General features: G+C 50.8%; 1 pseudogene. It reads right to left on the minus strand.

The features are described from left to right. A pseudogene (locus tag R3187_RS18775) lies at positions 1-1034 on the minus strand (IS66-like element ISSpu21 family transposase); the annotation flags it as partial.

The raw sequence follows: 1034 nt of genomic DNA on the forward strand, positions 1-1034 counted from the left end.
ACTATCAGGCTTTGGATAACGCCAACATGCTCTGCACCGATTTCTGTCCAACAGAACAACCAATTTTTTCTCCCCATGGGTATGGGCCGAAGCGCCCGCTCCAGATGGTTTGTATCCAGCGGCACATCGGGGTCTTCTAAGAAGACACGCAGTGCCATTTCTTTGCTTTGTACATAGCCAATCGCTTTGTAGAGGGGGTCTTTTGGCAGCAGCGTCAGGTTATGCAAGGTGTCATCACACCACGTAAAGAAGCGGTCAACCACCGGTTTGCTGTGGGTAAGCCGGTATTGGCGCTTTTTATCATCGGTCAGTTTTTGGCGTTGGATAGTCTCTTCTATCTCATACAGCTTGGCGATTAGGCTAATCGCTTCTTTGGCCGGTTGTGGCCAGCTGTTTTCGGCTGCAATAAATTGCCGGCGACTGTGCACCCAGCACTGGGCATGGGTTAAGCCCTCATTCGCTTTGATATAACTGGCATAGGCGCTGTAGCCATCGCTTAATAAAGTCCCTTTAAAGCGATGTTTTAATATCTCTTCTATATGTTGCCGCCCGCGGCTGGTGGAGAAGGTAAAAACAATTTCATCCTTATCACCATACACCGGCCAGAAGTAACTTTGCTTCATTTTGCCCGGGCCCGCTTTGCCTGCTTTAATCGGCGTCTCGTCCATTGCCAGCACCTGGCTTTGTAAGATGCTGGTCAGCATCGCATCCACAATCGGATAGAGTAAATCAATACCGCGTGCCACGATGGTGCCCAGTGTGCTGCGGCTTAAAGTAATGCCCGCTGCGGCTAAGCGCTGGTGTTGGCGATACAGCGGCAAGTGGTATTGGAATTTATCCACCAACATGCCGACGATAAAACTCACATCCGCCACGCTTTTATCCAGCACATTAAACGGCGCTGCGCTTGGCAGGATAGTGTCGCTGCCTTTGTGTTTAACGATTTGCCGGTCATAACGCAGCACGTCGAAGCTCTCTGGGCGCTGTGCTAAGCGGAAGGTGCTTTTTACGCCAATCACTTCATACTGGTCGGC

This window comes from Arsukibacterium sp., assembly GCF_033721375.1.
Classification (GTDB): Bacteria; Pseudomonadota; Gammaproteobacteria; order Enterobacterales; family Alteromonadaceae; genus Alishewanella.